This is a genomic window from Pedococcus bigeumensis, assembly GCF_039531795.1.
Classification (GTDB): domain Bacteria; phylum Actinomycetota; class Actinomycetes; order Actinomycetales; family Dermatophilaceae; genus Pedococcus; species Pedococcus bigeumensis.
In genome coordinates, this window is record NZ_BAAAQS010000001.1 from 473573 (window position 1) to 496079 (window position 22507).

Here is a 22507-nt window from a genome sequence, read left to right on the forward strand (position 1 = left end):
CCGTCCGAGCGGCCCTGCCGGTGGGGGCATCCCGTGGCGCGCCCCCGACGCGCGCCGCCTGCCCTGGTGGTCATCCAACCTAAGGGCGTGGGCGGGCCTCGAAGGGCTCGACGCGCCGACGCCGCCGGGCGGCCGACGTCGGGCCACCGCCACCGCACGCGCGACTCGAGCACCCGCTCTGGTGAAGGCCAGCCGCCAGGGGGTCGCAGAGGTGGGGGGGTGGGGGGGTCAGTCGACGGGCAGGCGCTCGGACAGGTACTCCACCAGCGTCTCCAGGTGGTCGGCGTCCAGGGCGCCCTCGCTGCGGACCAGCGCCGAGAGGCCGTCCTTGCCGGTCACCCGGACCCCTTCGACCTCGAGCCCTCCCTCGGACGGCACTGCCGCGTCGACGAAGCACAGCACCCCGACCACCGGCACCGCCGACAGCCCGACCTCGTCGAGCAGCCCTCGCACGATGTCGACCCGCCCCTTCGTCGCGGTCACGGTGGGCGTCATGGGACGACCGCCGACGACCAGCTCACGGGCCAACGGAGCTGGGTCGTCGACGGGACGCACCTCCACGGAGGCGTTCTTGGCGCGCACGACGTCGATGACGTAGACGCCACTGGCGCCCACCGCGAGGTGCGCGATCCGGGCGCGACGGCCCGGCATACGACGGTCGTGCAGTGACAGGACGCCGGCGTCGGCCGCGGCGTCCAAGATGGTGCGCGTGGCACCGTCGGGGAGGCCGGTCACCCCGGGCTCGCGCCCGCGCGAGGCGCGCAGGGCGAGCAGTCCGGCGGGCAGGAACGTGCGGCGGCGGTGCGACGGACCGACGATGGCGACGGCCTCGTGCGACACGGCGACCACGGACGCGTCGGCGACGACCTCCACGGCAGGTGCGGTGGGAGGCTCGGTGGTCACGTCCTCGGCAGGTGCGGGGGGTCGCGCGGTGGTCACGTCCACGGCAGGAGTCGGGCAGGACGTCGGTCCGGCGTCCTCGTCCACCGGGGCCGGCGGGGTGAACTGCACGACGACGGACGGCCCGGCCGGGTCGGCAGCAGCCGGCGACACGGGGGCGGCGGCGGGCAGGTCGACGGTGATACCGGCAGACCGTTGCCAGGAAGGGAGCGAGCTCGGCGCCGACGGACCCCAGTCCGCGGGGATCACGACGGCAACGGGCTCGGGCAGCCCGAGGAGCTGGGCCTCGTCGTCGCCGTCGACCGGCGCCTCGTAGTACATGGTCGAGCCGTCCTCCTCAGGAGGCGTCGAGAACCCGGCCAGGCAGCTCAGGCACACGACGCGCCGGGCCCGGCGCGCCCAGCCCGCGCGTTCGCCGGCCGCGACGACCTGTCCGCAACCGCACACCCCTGCCTCCTTCAGCCGGACGACCTCGGGCACCATGCCACTCACCCCTTGCTTGGGTTCGAGATGGCCACTGTGGCACCCCGCACGGCCCCGAACCGAGCGGGAAGGCGCGAAGGGGGCAGATGTGCCGAGTCGGCGGTATACGTTCGGTGGAGACCGGTCAGGACTCCGTCAGTTCGCCTGCGCGACTCGGCCGGGCAGCGTAAAATCGCGCGACGACCGCCGGACGAATCCTCCCGAAAGGCCTCGAACGCGGCGTCGTGGTCCTGCTACCAGGTGACTTCCTTGCAGCCGGTGTGGGTGTCGGGCTCGACCTGCAGGGTCGCGTGCTCGACCCCGAACTGCGACCGCATCACCTGCATGGCGCGGTCGAGCACCCCATGGGCGTCGACGCTCTCCGACGTGACGAGGTGGGCCGTGGCGACGTTCATGCCCGACGTCAACGTCCACACGTGGAGGTCGTGCACCTCGATGACCCCGTCGACCGCGGCGAGGGCGTGCGCGACCGTGTCGGCCTCCATACCGGCCGGAGCGTGCTGGCCGAGGACGCCGAGGACCTCCCGACCCAGCAGCACCGCCCGCACGGCGACGAAGGCCGCGATGGCCAAGGCGATGCCGGTGTCCCACCAGGCGTTGTCCGTGGTCGCCACCAGCAGCCCGGCGGCGATGACGCCGACCGACCCCAGCGTGTCGGCGACGACCTCGAGGTAGGCGCCCTTGACGTTGAGCGACTCGGCTGCGCCACCACGAAGCAGGGTGAGGCAGACGACGTTGACCACCAGGCCGAGCGCACCCACGACCAGCATCGGCCCGGTGGCGACATCGGGGGAGTCGCCGACCCGGCCGAGTGCTTCCACGACGATGTAGACCGCCACGCCCAGCATCAGCAGGACCGCCAGCCCGGAGGCGAACACCTCGGCGCGGTAGGAGCCGAACGTGCGGCGCCCGCTGCTGTCGGGGCGCGCGGCGATCCGGGTGGCGACCAGGGCTGCGCCCAGTGCGACCACGTCGGCCGCCATGTGTCCGGCGTCGCTCAGCAGGGCGAGCGACCCGGACACCAGAGCGGTGACCAGCTCCACGACGAAGAAGCCGGCGACGAGCACGAACGCCGTCCGCAGCCGCCACCGATGGGTGGCGCCAGGGTGCCCGTGCGAGTGGCCGCTCACGAGGACGCGGCCGGGGACCGGGGGTCGGCTGCGTCGGGTCCACGTCCGCAGCGCATGCGTCGATCCTATGCCAGCCCTCCGGAGGGCCAGTCGGCCGCGCACGATGGCCAGCGAGATGACCTGACCCGGGCGGTGCCGACCGGGTCCGACCGACCCGGGCCGCGCGGGGGTGAGGGTATGCCGGGTGGCCACCACCCGGCATACCCCCGGGCTCGGGGCGGGTCGTCCCGCGACCCGTCGGGCCGCACGGGAAGCCGCGCGCGGCGTTCGCGGCCCAGGCGTGCGGCGCGGTACGATCGACGCGTACCGGCTCCCGGCCGTACCGCACCTCTGGCGCCGACTCGGTTCAGCGCCTGGCGGGCTCCGCGACCGCAGGTCGTCGGTCACGCGTCGTGGGCGCGCCGTCGGGGACGGCACGTCGACCGTCCCAGCACCATGGGACGAGCAGGGGACGACCTGGTCGTCCCGCCCGGTGTCCACACCGTCCGACGGTGCGGCCCGTCGTTCGCTCGGCCCGCACGTCGCGGGCATCCTTCAGGAGGAGTACTTGGCTCAGCGAGGCCAGCGCCAGTCCGGCGGTCAACGCCCTGCCCAGCGCGCCCAGCGCCGTGGGCGGCCGCTCGACAACGAGGGCATCATCCCTGTGCTGGCCCGCGCCGTGCGCGAGGTGGAGACCGATGCGCAGCGCGGTCGGGTCAAGCCCTCCGGACGGGCCAAGTTCCAGGTCGTCGCCCTCCTCGTGCGCGAGGAGCGGGCGCGGCTCAAGAGCGACACCACCGTGACCGTGGCCGAGCGCGACGGGCAGCTCAAGCGGCTCGACGGCGTGGCGACCATCCTCGCCAAGACCGCCGCCCGCGACACCTCCCTGCTGGCCCTGTTGGCCGAGGACGCAGTCGTGAGCGATGCCGCGGCGACCCTGCGCCGCGACATGCTGCGCGCGGCCGGTCTCGAAGCCGAACCCGAAGAGGTCGAGGAGCAGGCTCCCGAGGGCGTTGGCCCGACCCCCGAACGCCGGGCCGTGCCCCAGTCGGTCGTCGCCCGCCAGCTGGCGAACCCCTTCCTCGCCCCCGACTTCAGCGCCGTCGCCCCGCGCAAGCCGACCACCGGACGGCTGGCCAGCTGGGAGCTGCTCGGCCCGCTCTTCCGGGCCTTCGAGTACGGCGGGGACTCGTCCTGCATGCCCCTGCCCGAGCCCACCAGCGTGCTGCGCGGGGCCGGCGAGCTGCAGCTCATGCGCCACCAGGGACAGGTCGTCGCGGCGGCCGCAGCCGGCCACCGCAGCTTCCTGCTGGCCGACGAGCCGGGACTGGGCAAGACCGCCCAGGCCCTGCTGGCCGCCCGCGCTGCTGACGCCTACCCGCTGCTCGTCGTGGTCCCCAACGTCGTCAAGGCCAACTGGGCCCACGAGGCCGAGCTGTGGACGCCCGGCCACCCGGCCACCGTCATCCACGGCAACGGCGACACCATCGACGGCTTCGCCGACATCGTGGTGGTCAACTACGAGGTGCTCGACCGGCACGTGGGGTGGCTGGGCGACCTCGGCTTCCGCGGCATGGTCGTCGACGAGGCGCACTTCATCAAGAACAAGACGTCGCAGCGCTCGCAGCACGTCCTGCAGCTGGCCGACCGCATCCGCCAGCGCACCCCGAACCCGCTCCTCATGGCGCTGACCGGCACGCCGCTCATCAACGACATCGAGGACTTCCGGGCCATCTGGCAGTTCCTCGGGTGGATCGACGAGAAGAAGCCGCGGCACACCCTCATGGCAGCCCTCGAGGAGACCGGCCTGACCCCGGCCGACTCGGGCTTCTACGCCGCGGCCCGCACCAGCGTGATCGAGCAGGGCATCGTCCGGCGTCGCAAGGTCGACGTGGCAGCCGACATCCCCGCCCGTCGGGTGGCCGACCTGCCGGTCGAGCTCGACGACGACGCGGGTCGGTCCATCCGGGCGGCCGAGCAGGAGCTCGCGCGCCGGCTCGTCAAGCGCTACCACGCAGCGGTCGCGGCACGCACCTCCGCACCGGAGGTCGAGGGGATCGACCACGACCTCGTGCGCCGCGTCGCCACCTGGGAACGCGAGGAGGGCAGCAAGGCGAAGTCGGGCGACAACGTCTTCACCGTGATGCGACGCATCGGCCAGGCCAAGGCCGGCCTCGCCGCCGACTACGCCGGCCAGCTCGCGCGCAGCGTCGGGAAGGTGGTCTTCTTCGCCAAGCACATCGACGTCATGGACGTCGCCGAGGAGACCTTCGCCAAGCGGGGGGTCAAGTACGCCTCGATCCGTGGCGACCAGACCCCGAAGGTCCGCAAGGCCAACATCGACGCCTTCATCAACGACCCCGAGGTGGCCATCGTCGTCTGCTCGTTGACGGCGGCAGGAGTGGGTCTCAACCTCCAGGTCGCCTCCAACGTCGTGCTGGCCGAGCTGTCCTGGACCGCCGCCGAGCAGACCCAGGCCATCGACCGCGTCCACCGGATCGGTCAGGCGGAGCCGGTCACCGCCTGGCGGATCATCGCCGCGCAGACCATCGACGCCAAGATCGCCCAGCTCATCGACACCAAGGCCGGCCTGGCGGCACGGGCGCTCGACGGGTCCGACGAGGAAGTCGGGTCCTCCGCCGACGTCCAGCTCGAGGCGCTCGTCGCGTTGCTCACCGATGCCCTCACCGAGGAGCTCGGGGCTGCCGCCGACCAGCTCGACACCGTCGCCCGCGCAGGCACGGCCGACCAGCCGGCGCGGTCAGCGGCGCCGGCCGCCCCGGCCCCGGTGCTGGACCTGTTCTCGACCACGGAGATGTCCGCCACGCAGTAGCCCGTCCTCCGGGCCTCCAACGGCGACCTCGCCCTCCGGGCCTCCATCTGCGACCTCGCCCTCCAGGCCCCACCCGCGACCGACTCCGCCCCGCGACCGTCTCCGCCCCGCGACCCACCCTGCTCCCTGGTCAGGAGGCCGGGTGGTCTCAGCTGGCGGCGCGGCCGACGGTCAGCGCGAGGTTCTGGGCGGCGGCCGCCACGGAGTGGCCGAGGGTCACGGCACCCTGTCCGACCTCGAACTGCGCGCCCCCGCCGACGAGGACCCGCAGCGCCGGGTCCGCGGCCCGCAGGGCAGCGACCGTCTCCCGGGTGGCCAGGACGTCGGTGGGGGTGGGCGTCCCGATCACGACCGCAGCCGGGCGCTGTTGCTGCACGACGCGGACCCAGTGCTGGGCGGGCAGGTCGGCTCCCAGGTAGAGGACGTCGACACCCGCTCGCCGCAACAGCACGCTGAACGCGAGGATCCCCAGCTCGTGCTGGGCCCCTCGCGGCAGTCCGACGGCCACCCGCGGTCCGCCGTTGGGCGTGGCCGCCTCGAGCTCGATCCCGAGCCGGCGGTGCAGGGTCGCGCTCACCACGTGCTCGCCGGCGACGTCCACCCGCCCGGCCCGCCACTGAGCGCCGAGCATCTCGAGCGCAGGCATCAGCCAGGCCTCGACGACCTCCTCCAGGGGGCCGCCCGCGAAGGCCGCCGTGATGGCCTGGTCGATCGCTGCCGGGTCCAGCTCGGCGGCGCCCCGGGCCAGCGCGGTGACGTCCCAGGCGCCCGACCCGTCCCCATCGGTCGCGGGGTCGACGGTGGAGGCAGCCGCGGACCTGCCTTCGCCGTCGTCACCGCCCTCGGTGACGCGGGAGCCGTCCCCCGTCGGCGGCTGCGAGCCGGCCTCGGGGAAGAGGTCGGCGCGGAGGTGCTCCGCGGCCTGGCTCGGAGACCAGCCAGCGGCCACGAGGGCGCCCATCGCCCTCAGCAGCTGCAGGCCCTGTTCGTCGTAGAGCCGGTACCCGCCCTCGGTCCGCACGGGTCGCACCAGCCCGTACCGGCGCTCCCAGGCGCGGATGGTGGCGGAGGGGACGCCGGTCAGGCGAGCGGCGTGCCCAATCGTGTACACCCCTGCAGCGTCCCACATCGTTGCGCAAAGCATGGACAAGTTCGCTGGCGAAGGGCCCAACCACGGGGGGGTGGCTGACAGGATGACGCCATGAGCCGACCCCTCCTGCCCGAGGTGGTGCCCGGGCGGGTCGTGGGGGTCGACGTGGCCCGGGCCCTCGCACTGCTGGGCATGATGGCGACCCACCTGCTTCCCGGGCTGGTCGGCACCCACGTGCCGTGGGCCCAGCAGGTGGCAGGTGGCCGGGCCTCTGCGCTCTTCGCGGTGCTGGCGGGGGTCAGCGTGGCGCTCGTGAGTGGTCGCGAGCGTCCGGCGCGCGGACGCGCACGGTATGCCGTGTCGGTCAGGTTGGCGGTCCGCAGCGTGCTCATCGCGGCCCTGGGCCTGACCTTGGGGCTGGTGCCCACCGGGATCGCGGTGATCCTGGCGTACTACGCCGTCCTCTTCCTCCTGGGCCTGCCCTTCCTCGGGCTCCGGGCGCGCTCCCTGGCGGTGCTTGCGGGCCTCTGGGCGGTGGCGGGGCCCGCCCTGTCGCTGGTGCTGCGACCGCACCTGCCCGCACACGAGGCCGGCAGCCCCACACCGGGCTCGCTCACGTCACCGCTCCGGCTCCTCAACGAGCTCCTGTTCGTCGGCTACTACCCGGCCGCGGTCTGGCTCGCCTACCTGCTGGCCGGGATGGCGATCGGGCGCACCGACCTGCTCCGCAAGGGCGCCGACCTGGTGCTCCTCGCCGGCGGGGTCTGCCTCGCCGTCGTCGCTACGGCGGTCTCGCGGTTGCTCCTCTCCCGCGACGACGCCTGGGCCGCGCTGGCTGCCACCTACCCCGACGAAAGGGTGGGTGGCGACCCTGCGCTCCTGGCGGCCACCCTGACCCACGGACTCCACGGCACGACGCCGACCGGCTCATGGTGGTGGCTCGCCACGGTCGCCCCGCACTCCGGCTCGCCGCTCGACCTGGCCCAGACGATCGGCAGCGCCGTGGCGGTGGTGGGGCTGTGCCTCCTCCTCACGCGGGTCGGCCCCCGGGTCTGGGCGGCCGTCTTCGGCGCCGGCGCCATGACGCTGAGCCTCTACACGCTGCACGTCCTGATCATGGGGGTGGGCTGGTGGCCCCACCTCGAGGCGCCGGGTGACTACCCCGACCAGGTGCTCATCGTGCTGGGCCTCGGCGCCGTCTTCGCCCTGGTGCCGCTCAGGGGGCCCCTCGAGACGGTCGTTTCGGCGCTGTCCAGAGCCGCTGCCGCGCCGTGGACGGACCCCCGCCCCAGCCTCACGACCGTGCCCGCCACGGGGCAGCCCCGATGACCCAATCCAGCAGGTCCGGCGTGCCGAATCACTGCCGACCCGTCACCCCGAACGGATGGACCCCCATGTCTGCACCACGCCGCGCCGTCATCGGCAGCGGAGTCGCCGGGCTCACCGCCGCCCACGTGCTCAGCACGCGTGGTGCCGTGACCCTCTACGAGGCCGACAGCCGCCTCGGCGGCCACGCCGACACCCACGAGGTGACGGTGGACGGCGGCCGGACGATCGGCGTCGACACCGGCTTCATCGTGCACAACGACCGCACGTACCCCACCCTGCTCCGCCTGTTCCGCGAGCTCGGCGTGGACACGCAGGAGTCGGACATGAGCATGTCCGTCCGTGACGACGAGACAGGCCTGGAGTATGCCGGTGCGCGGGCCGCTCGTGGCCTCTTCCCCCGGGCCGCCAACCTGACCAACGGCGCCTACCTGCGGATGCTCACCGAGGTGAAGAAGTTCCACCGTGAGGCCAAGGCGGTCCTCGCGCGGGAGGCCACTGACGCCGACCGTGACGAGACCCTCGGGTCGTTCGCCGCACGCTGTGGCTTCAGCCCCTACTTCACCCGTCACTTCCTCGAACCGGTCGTCGCCGCAGTCTGGTCCTGTGACCCTTCGGTGTCCCTGCACTACCCGGCCCGCTACCTCTTCGAGTTCCTCGACCACCACGGCATGCTCACGGTCTTCGGCTCGCCCACCTGGCGGACGGTGACCGGCGGCTCCAAGCGCTACGTCGAGGCGCTCGCCGCAGGTGTCGCAGACATCAGGCTGTCGACCCCGGTGCGCTCTGTGGTCGAGACGCCCGACGGCGTCGTGGTGACCGATGCCCACGGCGTCGAGGACGTGTTCGACTCCGTCGTGATCGCCGCGCACCCGCACCAGGCCCTGGCGATGCTGTCGGCGCCCACCCGGCTCCAGCGTCGGGTGCTCGGCTCGATTCCGTACTCCACGAACGTCGCCCAGCTGCACACCGACGAGTCGGTCCTGCCCACCTCGTCAGGAGCGCGCGCCTCGTGGAACTACTGGCGCAGGGCGGAGGGCGGTGGTGACGGAGTGCTGGTCACCTACGACCTGACCCGGCTCCAGCGGCTCGACGTCAGCGACCGTCGCTTCCTCGTCACACTGAACGGCGTGGACTGCGTGGACCAGAGCCTCGTCATCGACACGATGCACTACGAGCACCCCCTCTACACCCCGGAGTCCGTTGCGGCGCAACGACGACTGCCCGAGATCAACACTGCTCGGATCGCATTCGCGGGGGCCTACCACGGCTGGGGGTTCCACGAGGACGGTGCGCGGTCCGGTGTGGTCGCCGCGCAGGCTCTCGGGGTGACCTGGACCGACTCCGAGGTCGACCCGGACCAGGAAGACCGGTCCGCAGTGGCCCTGAGCACCCACGGGGACGCAGCCGGTGCTGAGCTGGGCACCGGCCCCGCCGACGACGCCGAGAACGACCTCGAGGGCGTGGGGGCCCGATGAAGGCCCCCGCCGCGACGCGCATCTACGCGACCTCCATCGTCCATGCGCGCACGACCCCGCTGCGCCACCGCTTCAGGCACCGCAGCCACACCTGGCTGGTCGACCTCGACGAGCTGCCCCGACTGGGCCTGCTGGGCCGGCTCGCGCGCTTCGAGGCGCGCGACCACCTCGGTTCGCCGGACCGCTCGCTGCGCGAGAACCTCGATGCCTTCCTCGCCACCGAGGGGGTCGACCTCGAGGGCGGCCGGATCCTGATGCTGGCCATGCCGCGCGTCCTCGGCACCGTCTTCAACCCCATCAGCGTCTACTGGTGCCACACGCCCGACGGGCGGCTGGCCTGCAACGTGGTCGAGGTGCACAACACCTACGGCGACCGGCACGCCTACCTCGTCCACGCGGACCACAAGGGCCGTGCCGAGGTCGACAAGGCCCTGTATGTGAGCCCGTTCAACGACGTCTCGGGGCGCTACCGCCTGACCATCCCGACGCCGGGCGAGACCGTGCAGGTGCAGGTGGTCCTCGAACGCCCGGACCAGGCCCCGTTCGTCGCCGGCCTGCGCGGCCACGCCCTCCCCGTCCGATCGGCCACGGTGGTGCGCCTCGCCGTCACCCAGCCCCTCGAACCCCTGGCCGTTGCCGCGCGTATCCGCTGGCACGGCATCCGTCTGTGGTTGCGCCGCCTGCCGGTCCAGCCACGCCCTTCCCACCACCAGGAGGCAGTCCAGTGACCACCGCCACCGCAGGCCTCTCCACGCGGCCAGCCATCGACGCCAGCCGCTGGCCCGACCTCACCGCACGTCGCGCGAAGGCGCGTCGCGCCGTCGAGGGTGCCGTCGCCCGCAAGATCTTCCTCTCCGTCGCGCGACGGCTGCCCGTGCGCATCCAGCTGGGGCGTGAGGCGATCGTGGGTGGCGCGGCCACCGACCCGAGCGCACCCCTGATGGTCATCGAGCGGCCCGAGAGCTTCTTCGCCGCGCTCGGCGCCGGCGGGCTGATCGGGTTCGGCGAGTCCTACATGACCGGCGACTGGAACGCCGACGACCTCGGCGGCCTGCTCGAGGTCTTCGCCGCCCAGATGGGGACGCTGATCCCCGAGCCCCTGCAGAAGCTCCGTGCCTTCTACGTGGCCCGTGCCCCGCACACCGACAAGAACACGACGACCAACACCCGCACCAACATCGCTCGCCACTACGACCTGTCCAACGACATGTTCGCGACCTTCCTCGACAGCACCCTCAGCTACTCGTCCGCCCTCTTCGAGGGTTCCGAGGGAGCGGGGCCGGCCATCGCCGGTGAGGTCGTCACCACCAGCATCCCGGCCGCGTCTGCCGGCTGGGACCAGCTGCCGGACGCCCAACGACGCAAGATCGACCGGATGCTCGACTCCGCCAGTGTCCGCGAGGGCAGTCGCGTGCTCGAGATCGGCACGGGCTGGGGAGAGCTCGCGCTCCGTGCCGCGTCCAGGGGTGCACGGGTGCTGTCCGTGACGCTGTCGAGCGAGCAGCAGGCGCTCGCCCGGGAACGGATCGCGGCGGCCGGTTACTCCGACTCGGTCGATGTCGAGCTGCTCGACTACCGGCTGGTCGAAGGGGAGTTCGACGCGATCGTCTCGGTCGAGATGATCGAGGCCGTCGGTCACGAGTACTGGGGTGAGTACTTCCGCAAGATCGACAGCGTCCTCGCGCCGGGCGGCAAGGTGGCCATCCAGGCGATCACCATGCCGCACGACCGCATGCAGGCCACGAAGTACACCTACACGTGGATCAACAAGTACATCTTCCCCGGCGGGTTCCTGCCCTCGACGGAGGCGATCGTCGACGTCAACCGGAAGCAGACCACGCTCCGCGTCAGTGAACGGCTCTCGTTCGGGCAGCACTACGCGGAGACCCTGCGGCTGTGGGACGAGCGCTTCCTCGCCTCCCTCGACAAGGTGCACGCGCTCGGGTTCGACGAGGTGTTCGACCGGATGTGGCACTTCTACCTCGAGTACTCGCGAGCCGGTTTTTGCTCGGGCTACCTCGATGTCCAGCAGCTCGTGCTCGAGAGGGAGGCAGCCCGATGACCACCATCGAGAGAGTCGAGTCACGCACTGTGACAGGGGGATCCAGCGGCATCGCCGGCGAGGTCGCGAAAGCCCTGGCCCCGTTCGTCGGCGGCGAGCTGCCGGTGCGCCTCACCGCGTGGGACGGCAGCGAGGCCGGACCGGCCGACGCCCCCCACGTCGTCCTCCGGTCGCCCCGCGCCCTGCGCCGACTGCTGCGCCACCCGGGTGAGCTCGGGGCCTCGCAGGCCTACGTGACCGGCGAGCTCGACGTCGAGGGCGACCTCGACGTGGCGCTGACCCACGTCTGGTCGGTGGCCCACGAACGCCAGCTCACCGGCATACGCCCCACTCCGGCCGCCATCGCGGCCCTGCTCAAGGTCGCCCGCGGTGCGGGCGCCATCGGCCTGCCACTGCCCGCCCCTGCCAGCCAGGCGGCGCTCAGCGGACGGCTGCACAGCCTGGGCCGCGACCGCCAGGCGATCCACCACCACTACGACCTCTCCAACGACTTCTACAGCCTCATCCTCGACCCGCACATGGCCTACTCGTGTGGCTACTGGCGGTCCGACGCCGACGACTACACGGTCGAGGACGCGCAGCGCGACAAGTTCGAGCTCGTCGGCCGAAAGCTCGGGCTGGGCGCCGGGTCGCGCCTGCTCGACGTGGGCTGTGGCTGGGGGTCGATGAGCCTGTATGCCGCAGAGCACTTCGGCGCGCAGGTCGTCGGCGTCACGATCGCCGCAGAGCAGAAGCGGTTCATCGACGCCCGCATCGCCGAGCGTGGCCTGCAGGACCGGGTGGAGATCCGGCTCCAGGACTACCGCGCCGTGCCGGAGGACGGCTTCGACGCGGTCGTGTCGCTCGAGATGGGCGAGCATGTGGGCCAGCGCAACTACTCCACCTATGCGAAGGTGCTGCACGACCGGGTGCGCCCGGGCGGCCGGGTACTGGTGCAGCAGATGTCCCGCCGCGGGCGCCACCCCGGCGGTGGTCCCTTCATCGAGTCCTTCATCGCCCCCGACATGCACATGCGGCCGGTCGGCGAGACCGTCGACCTGATCGAGGGGTCGGGGCTCGAGGTCCGCGACGTGCACGCCCTGCGTGAGCACTACGTCCGCACCGTCGCGGCCTGGCACCGCACCTTCGAGGACAACTTCGACCGGGTCGTGGCCCTCGTCGGGGAGGAGGTCGCGCGCGTCTGGCGGCTCTACCTCGTCGGCGGGGCGATGGCCTTCCGCGACGGTCGGATGGGGGTCGACCAGATCCTCGCAGTGCGCCCCGACCACGGTCGGTCCGAGATCGAGACGGTGCGACCGGAGGGCTGGTCATAGTGTTCGACGGCTCGAACTTCCTTGCAGTTACTGGGTTCTCGCTCCTCGCGATCCTGCTCCTGATGATCGCGACGGCGTTCGAGGGACACCGCCAGGGCCGGGTCAGCGTCGTCGACACCACGTGGGGGCTGGGCTTCGTCGTCGTCGCGGCGGTCGCCGCCGTGGTGGGTGACGGTGCCGGGTGGCGTCGCGTGGCGCTCCTCGTCGTGGTCGCCGTCTGGGGGCTGCGCCTCGCGTGGCACATGCACCAGCGCAACAGCGGCAAGGGGGAGGACCCGCGCTACGCCGCGATGCTCGAGAAGGAGAAGGGCAACCCGACCCTGGTCGCCATCCGGAAGGTGTACGGCATCCAGGGGCTGTCGGTGTGGTTCGTGTCGCTGCCGATCCAGGTCAGCGCCGCGGCCGGCGGGGGAGTGGTGGCCGTCGCGGTGGTCGGCCTGGCGCTCTGGCTGCTCGGGGTCTCGTTCGAGTCGCTGGGCGACAAGCAGCTCAAGGACTTCAAGGCCGACCCGGCGAACAAGGGCAAGGTGATGGACCGCGGCCTGTGGTCCTGGACCCGGCACCCCAACTACTTCGGGGACTCCTGCGTCTGGTGGGGGATCTGGCTGGTGGCTGCGAGTGCCTGGCCGGGCGTGCTGACCGTGCTGTCGCCCGTGGCCATGACCTACTTCCTCGTGTTCGCCACGGGGGCCAGGCTGCTCGAGAAGCACATGGCGGAGCGCCCCGGGTACGCGGAGTACCAGCAGCGCACCAGCTACTTCCTCCCGCGGCAACCCCGACGCTGACGCGGGAGTTCGCGGTCAAACGGCCGCAAACCCCCCCTGACCCGCTACTGTCCTCGATTGGCGAGACTGTGCTCGATGCGGGCCAGGGCGCCACGGAGCTGGGTCGGGCGGAGGTGTCGACGTGGACGGTGTCGCCATGGACGACGCCGTCGCCGCGGCGAGTGCGGGTGATCCTGCCGCCTTCGGGCTGTTGTGGCGAGAGCTCTCCCCGAGGGTGGCCGCCTACCTCCGCTCGCACGGCGTCGCCGATGCCGAGGACGTCACGAGCGACGTGTTCCTCGCGGTGTTCCGGCAGATGGAGCGGTTCTCCGGCGCAGGCGCCGCCTTCCGGGCACTGGTGTTCACGGTCGCCCACCGCAGGCAGGTCGACTGGCACCGGCAGCGCACGCGCAGGGGCACGTGGCTGGGCCTCGACGAGGCGGGCGTCGACCCGGTGGGGCCCTCGGCCGAGAGCGCGGCCCTGGGACTGCTCGCGGACGAGCACGTCCTCGCGGTGCTGGCTACCCTCACGCCCGACCAGCGGTGGGTGCTCGCCCTGCGGGTGGTGGCCGACCTCAGCCTCGAGGAGACCGCAGCCGTGCTCGGCAAGGATCTCGGCGCCGTCAAGTCCCTGCAGCACCGGGCCCTGTCACGCCTGCGCAGAAAACTCTCGCCAGAGCCGTATCCCGGGGACGCCCTCGCGCGATTGAACCCCCGACATGCCTGAACCCGAGGACTCCACCCCCAGCGGACTGCGCCTGCCGGCCGATGACCCGGCGGCGCCAGCCGTCGAGGCGCTGCGTGCCATGGCATCGCACGGGCCAGTGGAGGCCAGCCCCGAGCTGGCGGCGTTCCTCGACGACCCTGCCGTCGCGGGTTCGGGCGCCACCCCCAGCTCAAGGAGAGACCTCGTGACCGTTGTCCGACTTCCCATCCGCCGTGCCGGCCGTGTGGCCGTCGCCGTCGGCGCAGCCCTGGCCCTGGCCGCCATCGGTGGCGTGGCCGTGGCCGCGACCGGTGGCTCGCCCGACCGTGCGCCCGCCCAGGTGCAGCAGGACGACTCGAGCGACACGACCACCACGACGACGGAGCCCACCGAGACCGAGACCGAGACGGCCACGACGGCGCCCGACGACTCCGAGAGTGCCGACCAGGACGGCGACGACCAGGGTGAGGACGCCCAGGACGGCGACACCGGCGAGACGCAGGCAGCGACGCACACGGCGAACCCCACCGCCGCGGCCAACCACCACGACGGCAAGGGCAGCGACGACGAGCACGCCGACGTCCACGGCGGTGGCACCGTGGACCACCGCGCCGAGCACTCCCCGACGGCCAAGCCGGGCGGCGGCGCCCACACCGACGCGCCCGCCAAACACCGTGGCGGCGGGTCGCACGGCCACTGACCCCCACCCCTGACCACCCTGACCGGGTGGCTGTCCCGAGCCGTGCGGGGCAGCCACCCGGTCAGTCGCCGGCCAGCCATGGTCGGGTGCGCCCGGGCTAGAGTCCGCCTCGTGGAATGCCTGTTCTGCCGGATCGTCGACGGCGCGCTGCCGGCGACCGTGGTGCTCGACGAGCCGTTCACGCTGGGCTTCCTCGACACCCGGCCGCTGTTCAAGGGCCACGTCCTCCTGGTGCCCAGGATTCACGTCGACACGCTCGTCGACCTGCCCGCCGAGCTGCTCCCGGTGCTGATGGGCGCCGCCCAGCGGATGGCCGGGGCCGTGGTCGCGGGCCTCGGCGCGCAGGGGTCCTTCGTCGCGGTCAACAACGTCGTGTCACAGTCCGTGCCCCACCTCCACGTGCACGTCGTGCCGCGCACCAAAGGTGACGGCCTGCGTGGCTTCTTCTGGCCCCGCACCAAGTACGCCTCGGACGACGAGGCGCAGGAGTATGCCGCGCGGCTGGCTGCCGCTCTCCCGCCCCCACCCGCCTGACCCACTTGTTCGGAAGGTGTCCCGCGTCCTGGCCGGGTGCATCCTCCGAACAAAGCGGCCGGGGTGTCGCCGGAGGCTGGCAGGATCGGCTCCGTGCGCAGCCACCTCGTCACGCCCTCGCCCCTCGGCGAGCTGACCCTGGTCGCCGAGGACGGCGCCCTCGTCGGGTGCCTCATGGCCCTGCCCGACCGTGACCCGGCCGACGGGGGTCTGGGCGAGGCCGCCGAGCCGGGGTCGGCCGATCCCGTGCTGGGCGCCACCGCCACCCAGCTCGGCGAGTACTTCGCCGGGGAGCGCACGGAGTTCGACCTCCCGGTGGCGCCTCGGGGCGACGCGTTCCAGCGCAAGGTCTGGGCCCTGCTGCGCGAGATCCCCTACGGGCAGACCCGCAGCTACGGACAGCTCGCGCGGGTCCTGGGTGACGTCAACCTCAGCCAGGCGGTCGGGTGGGCCAACGGTCGCAACCCCATCAGCATCATCGTGCCGTGCCACCGGGTCATCGGCGCCGACGGCTCGTTGGTCGGCTACGCGGGCGGCCTCGACCGCAAGCGCTTCCTGCTCTCCCTCGAGGAGCCGTCGGCCGACGAGGCGCACCGCCTGTTCTGACCGCTCCGCCTGTGACCTGACAGCTCCGCCTGTGACGGGTGTGACCACTGTCCGTTTGGTGATCGTCCGTTCGTCCGGCATTGCGCCGAAGTGCGGCCAACGGCGTCGTCCCGACGGAGAGGATCCCCGTGGAAAGGGGGCGCCATGTGGATCCGGAGGCGCCAGAGGGGCGAAGCCATGCTCTCGGCTGCGGCCGCACTCCTCAGCGCCTCGCTCCTCAGTGCCTCCACCTCACCCCCTGCCGTCGGATCGAGCGAGGCTCGCCTCCGACCTGCGGCCGACCGGACCGCCGTTGCGCTGGTCGCCGTGCCTGCGCAGTACTCGTTCGACGACCTCGCCCCGACCGAGGCTGCGGCTCTGGAGCGCACCGCGTCGCCCGCGCCGTCGGTGGCGGGACCGCGCAAGCCACCCCGACCGCCGAGCGGTGGGGCCAACGGCAGCTCGCCAGCCCCGGGCACGCCCCAAGCCGTGTTGGCTGCCGCCTACCGCAAGGCCGTGTCGAGGTCTCCGCAGGGCTGCCACCTGCGCCCGGAGCACCTCGCCGCCATCGGTCAGGTGGAGTCCGGCTCGATCGGTGGCCGCTCGGTCACCTCGGGACACCGGGTCACCCCCGCGATCTACGGCCCACTGCTCGACGGCGGCCCGTTCGCGGTCGTCCACGACAGTGACGGCGGGCGCTACGACGGCGACGGGCAGTACGACCGGGCCATGGGTCCGCTCCAGTTCCTCCCCGGCACCTGGCGCTGGGCCGGACGCGACGGCGACGGCGACGGTCGGCGCGACCCCCAGAACGTCTTCGACGCGGCGCTCGCGACGGCCGGCTACCTGTGCCTCGGCGGACGCGACCTGTCCCGGGCCGGCGACCTGAGGTCGGCGGTGCTGTCCTACAACCAGTCCGGCGACTACCACTCAGCGGTGGTGGAGTGGGTGTCCTACTTCCGCCGGCACGGCCTGGCCGCGATGACGAGCGTGGCCTTCCGGGTCGGGTCGGGCGGCCGAGCCAGCGCGCTGGTCGGGCCCGACGCCGCCGCCGACCAGCCGTCGGAGCCCGCCAGCACCCCGAAGGACCCGGTCGCGAAGCCTCGGTCCACCGAGACCGGCCCGTCGTCCGCACCCACCGCACCTGCCACGTCCAGCCCGGTGCCGACGCAATCCACCCAGCCCCCCACGACCGCACCCACGACGTCACCCACGACGCCACCGACCGACCCCACTCCGGAGCCGACCGCTCCGGCGCCGACCACGACCACGCCGCCGCCCACGTCGTCCACGACCGCGCCGCCGGAGCCTGACCCGACACCCGCCGGCTGACCAGCGGGTGGGACGGTGACGTGACGCGCGTCGCACTTCGCGCAGGGAGGCGACGGCACGGCATACCCGGGGGTCTAGCGTCGTTGTGCAAAGTGACTGCTGGTCCGCACAGCAGACGTCAGAGAGGACGGCGCCCCAGCTGGGGTGGCCGTCCTTCGCCTTTCACAGGAGAGTGGTGGAATGACCTCGCAGCAGGTGCCCACAACAACGTCGCGTCATCGGGTCGTCGTGATCGGTTCCGGCTTCGGTGGCCTCTTCGGCACGCAGGCCCTCAAGCGTGCCGACGTCGACGTCACGCTGATCGCCAAGACCACGCACCACCTCTTCCAGCCACTGCTCTACCAGGTCGCGACCGGCATCCTCTCCGAGGGGGAGATCGCCCCGGCCACCCGCGAAGTCCTTGCCCGGCAACGCAATGCGCGCGTGCTGCTCGGCAACGTCACGCACATCGACCTGGCCGCCAAGACGGTGACGTCCCGCGTCCTCGACCGCGACACGGTGACCCCCTACGACACCCTGCTGGTGGCGGCGGGTGCCGGGCAGTCCTACTTCGGCAACGACCACTTCGCGCAGTTCGCCCCCGGCATGAAGTCCATCGACGACGCCCTCGAGCTTCGTGGCCGGATCTTCGGGTCGTTCGAGTGGGCCGAGCTCGCCAGCACGCCGAAGGAGATCGACCGGCTGATGACGTTCGTGGTCGTCGGCGCCGGCCCTACCGGGGTGGAGATGGCCGGCCAGATCGCCGAGCTCTCTCGTCGCACGCTGCGCAGGGACTTCCGCAACATCGACACCAGCCGGGCGCGCATCGTGCTGCTGGACGCCGCCCCCACCGTGCTGGCCGCCTTCGGTGACCAGCTCGGTGCCAAGGCCGCGAAGCGGCTCGCCGAGATCGGGGTCGAGGTGCAGCTCGGGGCCAAGGTCATCGGGGTCGACGCCACCGGCATCGAGGTCGAGGACGCCGACGGCACCCAGCGCCGCATCGAGTCGGTCTGCAAGGTCTGGGCAGCCGGTGTGCAGGCGTCCGAGCTCGGCGCCCAGCTGGCCGAGCAGTCCGGTGCCCAGCTCGACCGCGCCGGCCGCATCGCCGTCAACGACGACCTGACCCTGCCCGGCCACCCCGAGGTCTTCGTGGTCGGTGACATGGCCTCCCTCAAGGGCTATCCGGGCGTCGCGCAGGTCGCGATCCAGGGGTCGCGCTACGCCGCCGACCAGATCAAGCGCCGACTGGCCGGCAAGGAGCCGAAGGGGCCGTTCGAATACCACGACAAGGGCTCGATGGCGACGATCTCGAGGTTCAGCGCGGTCGCCTCGATCGGCAACCTGAGGTTCACGGGGTTCGTCGCCTGGCTGCTCTGGCTGGCTGTCCACCTCGTCTACATCATCGGCTTCAAGCACCGGCTGACCACGCTGCTGCACTGGACCGTCAGCTTCCTCGGCCGCGGTCGCTCGGAGCGCACCGTGACCGAGCAGCAGGTCTTCGCCCGGACGGCGATCGAGCAGCTGGGCTCGGGCTACGCTCCGTCGCTCCCGAGGGTGCCGGCCGACAAGAAGTCTCCGGCACAGTCGGTGGCGCAGGCCCGCGAAGAAGGCAGCCGCATCCTCTGAGGACCGGCGTGGTGCCCGCTGCGTGAGATGCCACGTGCGCGGCGGGCGACTCGCCTAGGGTGGCGCCATGCCGCTGGACTACCCGATCCACGAGACGACGCTGGCCAACGGCCTGCGCGTCGTCGTCTCGCCCGACGCCTCCGTGCCCACCGTCACCGTCAACATCTGGGTGAACGTCGGGTCCCGTCACGAGGTCGTCGGTCGCACCGGTTTCGCCCACCTGTTCGAGCACCTGATGTTCCAGGGTTCCCGGCACATCGCCAGTGGCGAGCACTTCACCCGGTTGATGGCCGAGGGCGGGCGCCTCAACGCGACGACGTGGTTCGACCGCACCAACTACTTCGAGACCATCCCCAAGGGCGCCTACGAGCTCGCACTCTGGATGGAGGCCGACCGGCACGGGCACCTGCTCGACGCGGTCACGCAGGAGAACCTCGACAACCAGCGCGACGTGGTCAAGGAAGAGAAGCGCCAGCGCTACGACAACGTCCCCTACGGCACGGCCCTCATCGAGGTGTATGCCGCGGTGTTCCCCGCGGGGCACCCGTACCACCACCCCACGATCGGGTCGATGGAGGACCTCGACGCAGCCAGCCTCGCGGACGTGCACGACTTCTTCCGCCGCTACTACGGCCCCAACAACAGCGTGCTCACGCTCGTCGGCGACGTCACACCCGAGGAGGGCTTCGCCGCGGCGGAACGCTACTTCGGCCACCTGCCCGCGTCGGCCGAACCGGCCCGGCCGCCCGTGCCCCCGCTGGAGCCGCTCGCGGAACCGGTGCGGGTGGACCGGCCGGGCAACGTCCCCAACGACCGCCTGCACATCGCCTTCCGGCTCCCGGTCGACAACACGCCTGAGTTCTTCGCCGCTGGCCTGGCCATCGACGCCCTCGGCGGCCTCTCGACCTCGCGCCTGGTGCAGCGGCTGGTCCGGCGCGAGCAGGTCGCCAACTCCGTCCAGGCCCACGCCATGGGCTTCGTCGACGGCGTCTCGCTGGGATTCCTCGTCGTCGACGTCGCGGACGGCCAGGACCCCGACGCCGTCGAGGCGGCCGTGGTCCAGGAGCTGGAACGGTTCGTGGTGGAGGGACCCACTGGGGTCGAGATGGAGTCCGCGATGGCCCAGTCCGAGCGCTCGTGGCTGTCGGCGCTCGCGGGGCAGGAGGAGCGGGCCGACCTGATCAGCCAGCACGTGCTGCTCCACGGAGACGGCCAGTTCGTCAACACGTTCCTCGACCGGATCGGCGAGGTCGGGCCCGACGACGTCCGCGCCGCCGCGGCGCGGTGGCTGCGACCCGAGAGCAGGGCCGTCGTCCGGCACCTGTCCGTGCGCGAAGAGGAGGAGGTGGCATGAGCGACGTGACCGAGGTGGTCGACCGCGGTGTCGACGACGGCACCCCGCCCGAGCCCCCGGTGCAGGCGCCCGGAGCATGGCAGTTCGCGACCCCCGCCCGGCACCGGCTGTCCAACGGCATCGAGCTGCTCTGCTACGACATCCCCGGGCAGTACGTCATCTCGGTACGCACCGTGCTGCCGTTCCCCTTGTCCGTCGAGCCGCGCGAGGTGGAGGGCGTGGCGAGCATCATGTCCAGGCTCCTCGATGAGGGCACGGCCGAGCACTCACCCGAGGAGTTCGCAGAACTGTTGGAACGCAAGGGAATCGCCCTCGGCGCCTCGGTCACTGACGGTGGGCTCGGGGTCGACCTCGACGTGCCCAAGCGCCGGCTCGGCGAGGCCCTCGACCTGCTCCGCCAGGCCCTGGCCGAACCGGTCTTCCCCGAGACGGAGGTCGAGCGCCACCGCAAGACGCGGCTCGCCCAGATCGAGCAGGAGCGGGCCCTCGCGCCGCAGCGGGCGGCGCAGGAGTTCATCGCCACCTTCTTCGACGCCGCCGACCGGGCGTCCCGGCCGACGGCCGGCACGACCGCCAGCATCTCGGCCCTGACCCGCCAGCACATCGTCGACTTCCACGCCGAACGGGTCGGCCCGACCGGCATGACCGCAGTGGTGGCCGGCGACCTGGCGGGCCTCGACGTGGTGCGCCTCGCCGAGGAGACCCTGGGCACCTGGCTGAACCCCGGCCACCTGCCCGCCCCGACCGCGACGGCGCCGCAGCGCGCCACGGACGCGGCCCGCGTCGTGCTCGTCGACCGACCCGGCTCGGTGCAGAGCGAGCTCCTGGTCGGGTGGGCCGGCCCGGACCGGCACACGAAGACCGGCTGGGCGGCATACCCGGTCCTGGGCTTCATGGTCGGGGGCTCCCCGAACGCGCGCATCGACGCGGTCCTGCGCGAGGAGAAGGGCTACACCTACGGGATCCGCTCGGGCTTCCGCCCGCGCCGCGTCGGGGGTCTCTTCCTGACCTCCGGCTCGGTCCGCGCCGACGCGACCGTGGAGTCGGTGCGCCTCCTGCTCGAGCTGCTCGAGTCGGGTCGGGAGGGGTTCAGCGCCGAGGAGGTGCGCGCCGGCGTCGACTTCATCAGCAAGACGGCTCCGGGGCGCTTCGCCACCGCCGACGCGGTCGCCGACGAGGCCGTCCACATGGCCCTCGACGGCCTCACGACGGACTTCACCACGCAGACCCTCGAGGCGATGCGCCGGCTGGACGCCGACCAGCTCACCGCGGCATACCGCGAGTGGGTGCAGGGGGAGTGGACCATCGTGGTGGTCGGCGACGCGAGCACGTATGCCGAGGGCGTGCGTGGCCTGGGCGTCGGCGACGTGAGCGGCGTCCCCGCCTGAGCGGGTCAGGCGCGGGCGCTCGTCCCCAGCCGCTCGAGCACCTGGTCGTGCAGCAGGCCGTTGGTGGCGAGTGCGTTGCCGCCCCACGGCCCGTCCTTGCCCGCCAACGAGGTGAACCGACCGCCGGCCTCGGTGACGATGGGGACGAGGGCGGCCATGTCGTAGACGGCGAGGTCGGGCTCGGCGGCGATGTCCACGGCGCCCTCGGCGACCAGCATGTACGACCAGAAGTCGCCGAACGCGCGGCTGCGCCAGCAGTCGTCGGTGAGCTGCAGGAGCTCCTCGTGCCGGTCGACCTCGCGCCAGCCCTTGAGGCTGGAGTAGGAGACGGACGCGTCGGCGATGTCCGAGACGGCGGACACGTGGATCCGCTTGGCCGCCGCGAGGCTGCGCCCGGACCAGGCGCCCGAGCCGTTCGCGGCCCACCACCGACGGCCCAGGGCCGGCGCCGCCACCAGGCCGAGCACGGGCATGTCGTTGTCGACCAGCGAGATCAGGGTCGCCCAGACCGGGACGCCGCGCACGAAGTTGTGGGTGCCGTCGATGGGGTCGATGACCCACCGCCGCGGACCGTGACCGGTGGTCTCGAACTCCTCGCCCTCGACGGCGTCGCGCGGCCGCGTCCGCTTGAGCTGCGACCGGACCAGCTCCTCGGCGTCCTTGTCGGCGTCACTGACCAGCGACAGGTCGGGCTTGGACTCCACGACCAGGTCGTGCGCCCGGAACCGGGACATCGTGATCCGCTCGACCGCGTCGGCCAGGACATGGGCGAGGCGCAGGTCGTCGTCGTAGGGCACCCGGCCACGCTAGCCCGTCAGCCCGCCGGGGCGGTGGACGCTGGGCCCCTCGGCCTCGTTGGCGACGGCCTGGGTAGGCGTGGAGCATTCCAAATCAAACACCATCAAATGGGTACAAAAGGGATCCGTGCCGAAGATCTGCTCTCAA

General features: G+C 72.3%; 19 protein-coding genes. 15 read left to right on the forward strand and 4 right to left on the reverse strand.

The features are described from left to right. Positions 1–228: 228 nt before the first annotated feature. Complete coding sequence (locus ABD262_RS02330; RefSeq protein WP_344130543.1) at positions 229–1383, reverse strand: hypothetical protein; 1155 nt, start codon at positions 1381–1383, stop codon at positions 229–231. A gap of 233 nt (positions 1384–1616) precedes the next feature. After that, complete coding sequence (locus ABD262_RS02335; protein WP_344130546.1) at positions 1617–2513, reverse strand: cation diffusion facilitator family transporter; 897 nt, start codon at positions 2511–2513, stop codon at positions 1617–1619. Positions 2514–3060: 547 nt separating this feature from the next. Between ABD262_RS02335 and ABD262_RS02340 the strand changes: the two genes are divergently transcribed. After that, on the forward strand, positions 3061–5325 hold the full coding sequence (locus ABD262_RS02340) for a DEAD/DEAH box helicase (RefSeq protein ID WP_344130549.1): 2265 nt from the start codon (positions 3061–3063) through the stop codon (positions 5323–5325). A gap of 148 nt (positions 5326–5473) precedes the next feature. On the opposite strand, the gene ABD262_RS02345 is transcribed toward ABD262_RS02340, so the two are convergent. Next, positions 5474–6436 (reverse strand): MerR family transcriptional regulator, encoded by a 963-nt coding sequence (locus ABD262_RS02345; protein WP_344130552.1) that lies wholly within the window; start codon positions 6434–6436, stop codon positions 5474–5476. 90 nt (positions 6437–6526) lie between these two features. Between ABD262_RS02345 and ABD262_RS02350 the strand changes: the two genes are divergently transcribed. From ABD262_RS02350 to ABD262_RS02415, 14 genes are all read left to right on the forward strand, one after another. After that, positions 6527–7744, forward strand: coding sequence for a heparan-alpha-glucosaminide N-acetyltransferase domain-containing protein (locus tag ABD262_RS02350; protein WP_344130555.1), 1218 nt, complete (start codon positions 6527–6529; stop codon positions 7742–7744). 65 nt (positions 7745–7809) lie between these two features. Then, a complete protein-coding gene (locus ABD262_RS02355) occupies positions 7810–9219 on the forward strand; it encodes an NAD(P)/FAD-dependent oxidoreductase (RefSeq protein WP_344130558.1) in 1410 nt (469 codons plus the stop codon). Continuing rightward, positions 9216–9947: a DUF1365 domain-containing protein gene (locus ABD262_RS02360; RefSeq protein ID WP_344130561.1), complete on the forward strand. Its 732-nt coding sequence runs from the start codon at positions 9216–9218 to the stop codon at positions 9945–9947. Before ABD262_RS02355 ends, ABD262_RS02360 begins: the two co-directional genes overlap by 4 nt. Beyond that, the gene (locus tag ABD262_RS02365; RefSeq protein WP_344130564.1) at positions 9944–11281 is read left to right on the forward strand and encodes a class I SAM-dependent methyltransferase; all 1338 of its coding nucleotides are present in this window, start codon (positions 9944–9946) and stop codon (positions 11279–11281) included. Before ABD262_RS02360 ends, ABD262_RS02365 begins: the two co-directional genes overlap by 4 nt. Continuing rightward, positions 11278–12594, forward strand: a complete 1317-nt coding sequence (locus tag ABD262_RS02370) for a class I SAM-dependent methyltransferase (RefSeq protein WP_344130567.1) — start codon at positions 11278–11280, stop codon at positions 12592–12594. The genes ABD262_RS02365 and ABD262_RS02370 overlap by 4 nt, the downstream gene beginning before the upstream one ends. Beyond that, entirely contained in the window at positions 12594–13379 is a 786-nt protein-coding gene (locus tag ABD262_RS02375; protein WP_344130570.1) for a DUF1295 domain-containing protein, read from the forward strand. Before ABD262_RS02370 ends, ABD262_RS02375 begins: the two co-directional genes overlap by 1 nt. A gap of 136 nt (positions 13380–13515) precedes the next feature. Further along, the gene (locus ABD262_RS02380; protein ID WP_344130573.1) at positions 13516–14085 is read left to right on the forward strand and encodes an RNA polymerase sigma factor; all 570 of its coding nucleotides are present in this window, start codon (positions 13516–13518) and stop codon (positions 14083–14085) included. Then, a complete protein-coding gene (locus ABD262_RS02385; RefSeq protein ID WP_344130576.1) occupies positions 14078–14764 on the forward strand; it encodes a hypothetical protein in 687 nt (228 codons plus the stop codon). The genes ABD262_RS02380 and ABD262_RS02385 overlap by 8 nt, the downstream gene beginning before the upstream one ends. A 111-nt stretch (positions 14765–14875) precedes the next feature. Continuing rightward, a complete protein-coding gene (locus tag ABD262_RS02390; RefSeq protein WP_344130579.1) occupies positions 14876–15298 on the forward strand; it encodes an HIT family protein in 423 nt (140 codons plus the stop codon). 93 nt (positions 15299–15391) lie between these two features. After that, the gene (locus tag ABD262_RS02395; protein ID WP_344130582.1) at positions 15392–15904 is read left to right on the forward strand and encodes a methylated-DNA--[protein]-cysteine S-methyltransferase; all 513 of its coding nucleotides are present in this window, start codon (positions 15392–15394) and stop codon (positions 15902–15904) included. A 177-nt stretch (positions 15905–16081) separates the two neighbouring features. After that, entirely contained in the window at positions 16082–17215 is a 1134-nt protein-coding gene (locus tag ABD262_RS02400; RefSeq protein WP_344130585.1) for a lytic murein transglycosylase, read from the forward strand. Between the two features lie 180 nt (positions 17216–17395). After that, complete coding sequence (locus tag ABD262_RS02405) at positions 17396–18820, forward strand: NAD(P)/FAD-dependent oxidoreductase (protein ID WP_344130587.1); 1425 nt, start codon at positions 17396–17398, stop codon at positions 18818–18820. Positions 18821–18887: 67 nt separating this feature from the next. Beyond that, complete coding sequence (locus tag ABD262_RS02410) at positions 18888–20174, forward strand: M16 family metallopeptidase (RefSeq protein WP_344130590.1); 1287 nt, start codon at positions 18888–18890, stop codon at positions 20172–20174. After that, positions 20171–21562, forward strand: a complete 1392-nt coding sequence (locus tag ABD262_RS02415) for a M16 family metallopeptidase (RefSeq protein WP_344130593.1) — start codon at positions 20171–20173, stop codon at positions 21560–21562. Before ABD262_RS02410 ends, ABD262_RS02415 begins: the two co-directional genes overlap by 4 nt. Before the next feature lie 5 nt (positions 21563–21567). Here the strand turns inward: ABD262_RS02415 and hisN are convergent, their stop codons facing one another. Next, a complete protein-coding gene (gene hisN, locus ABD262_RS02420) occupies positions 21568–22359 on the reverse strand; it encodes a histidinol-phosphatase (RefSeq protein ID WP_344130595.1) in 792 nt (263 codons plus the stop codon). Positions 22360–22507: the final 148 nt, after the last annotated feature.

Excerpts from the sequence above, each read along its gene's own strand:
- ABD262_RS02410 (WP_344130590.1), top strand. The coding sequence starts at position 18,888 with ATGCCGCTGGACTACCCGATCCACGAGACGACGCTGGCCAACGGCCTG.
- ABD262_RS02380 (WP_344130573.1), top strand. The coding sequence starts at position 13,516 with ATGGACGACGCCGTCGCCGCGGCGAGTGCGGGTGATCCTGCCGCCTTC.
- ABD262_RS02355 (WP_344130558.1), top strand. The coding sequence starts at position 7,810 with ATGTCTGCACCACGCCGCGCCGTCATCGGCAGCGGAGTCGCCGGGCTC.
- ABD262_RS02415 (WP_344130593.1), top strand. The coding sequence starts at position 20,171 with ATGAGCGACGTGACCGAGGTGGTCGACCGCGGTGTCGACGACGGCACC.
- ABD262_RS02350 (WP_344130555.1), top strand. The coding sequence starts at position 6,527 with ATGAGCCGACCCCTCCTGCCCGAGGTGGTGCCCGGGCGGGTCGTGGGG.
- ABD262_RS02370 (WP_344130567.1), top strand. The coding sequence starts at position 11,278 with ATGACCACCATCGAGAGAGTCGAGTCACGCACTGTGACAGGGGGATCC.
- ABD262_RS02360 (WP_344130561.1), top strand. The coding sequence starts at position 9,216 with ATGAAGGCCCCCGCCGCGACGCGCATCTACGCGACCTCCATCGTCCAT.
- ABD262_RS02400 (WP_344130585.1), top strand. The coding sequence starts at position 16,082 with ATGCTCTCGGCTGCGGCCGCACTCCTCAGCGCCTCGCTCCTCAGTGCC.
- ABD262_RS02405 (WP_344130587.1), top strand. The coding sequence starts at position 17,396 with ATGACCTCGCAGCAGGTGCCCACAACAACGTCGCGTCATCGGGTCGTC.
- ABD262_RS02385 (WP_344130576.1), top strand. The coding sequence starts at position 14,078 with ATGCCTGAACCCGAGGACTCCACCCCCAGCGGACTGCGCCTGCCGGCC.
- ABD262_RS02330 (WP_344130543.1), bottom strand. The coding sequence starts at position 1,383 with ATGGTGCCCGAGGTCGTCCGGCTGAAGGAGGCAGGGGTGTGCGGTTGC.